The organism is Clostridium sp. Cult1, from assembly GCF_021655095.1.
GTDB lineage: Bacteria > Bacillota > Clostridia > Tissierellales > Tepidimicrobiaceae > Schnuerera.
This window is the reverse complement of the sequence record NZ_PPXW01000001.1, coordinates 203,758-204,927: the sequence shown is the minus strand read 5'-3', so window position 1 is coordinate 204,927 and position 1,170 is coordinate 203,758. Positions and strand designations below refer to the sequence as shown.

Annotated in this window: 2 protein-coding genes; both read right to left on the bottom strand. The window is 29.4% G+C overall.

Translation table 11 applies throughout. The features are described from left to right. Positions 1-76: 76 nt before the first annotated feature. Complete coding sequence (gene pcp, locus C3E89_RS00865; RefSeq protein ID WP_236910615.1) at positions 77-682, bottom strand: pyroglutamyl-peptidase I; 606 nt, start codon at positions 680-682, stop codon at positions 77-79. A 23-nt stretch (positions 683-705) separates the two neighbouring features. Next, positions 706-1,170, bottom strand: a 465-nt coding sequence (locus C3E89_RS00860) for a GNAT family N-acetyltransferase (protein ID WP_236910614.1), incomplete at its 5' end; no start/stop codon positions are given.

Genomic DNA, 1,170 nt, shown 5'->3' with positions numbered 1-1,170 from the left:
ATTGGCCTCATAATCATTTTAGGTTGTATCAATTTAATAATCATATCAGCGTTTTCCCTCCAAGGTATAGGTTCTTCTATTTCTCCAAAACAACTTCAACAGCTAATCTTAATCCTTTTCTAATATTTTCAATACTCATACTAGGCATATTCCTTTTTGATATGACTTGTTCAGGTAAATATGGTACATGAATGAAACCTCCTCTTATATTAGGATATTTTTTGTCTATTAAATATAATAGTCCATACATAATATGATTACATACAAAAGTTCCTGCAGTATTAGAGATACTAGCTGGAATACCCGCTTCTCTAATTTTCTTTACCATTCTTTTTATAGGTAGTGAAGTAAAATAAGCATTTTCTCCATCCTCAAATATTTTTATATCTACTGGTTGATTTCCTTCATTATCCTTTATCCTTGCATCATCTATATTTATTGCTACTCTTTCTAATGAAATATCATATCTCCCTCCAGCTTGTCCAACACAAATAACTATATCCGGTTTTTCATTTTCAATTAAATTTTCTAATACTTCTATGGATTTGTTAAATACAGTAGGAATTTCTCTTTTAATAATTTCTGTATTCATTATTTTGTCTTCTAAAGTTTTAACTGCTTCATAGGCAGGGTTAATAGTTTCTCCGCCAAATGGTTCAAATCCCGTAATCAAAAGCTTCATTCATAATTACCTCCCGAATTTAATTATACCTGAAATATAACTTCTGCTTCACTCTCATCTAAGACAAATCCTATTTTTTCATATAAATTTCTTGCAATTATATTATCATATCCAACCCATAACATTGCCTTTAATGCTCCTTTTTTCTTTGCTTCTTTTAAACCAGATAGTATCAATCTCTTTCCAAAACCTTTTCCTCTTTCAACTTCACTTACCCCAACATTCCTTATAAAGCAGTTTATATTGTTTCTTCCATATAATTCAATTATTATAGATCCTATTATCTTCTTGTTTTTCTTATAAACCAGTATTATATGATGATCATCATCCAACCTAGTAGTTAGCTGATTTTTCGTTATGTTAAGAGAATCAAACAGGTATCTATCAAATATGAGAAACTCATTTATATCTTCTCTCTTTAAGTATTCAATAGATGAGCTATCCTCTTGACATGTAATATTATCTAATGTGCATGAATAGCCTACATA

Excerpts from the sequence above, each read along its gene's own strand:
- pcp (WP_236910615.1), bottom strand. The coding sequence starts at position 682 with ATGAAGCTTTTGATTACGGGATTTGAACCATTTGGCGGAGAAACTATT.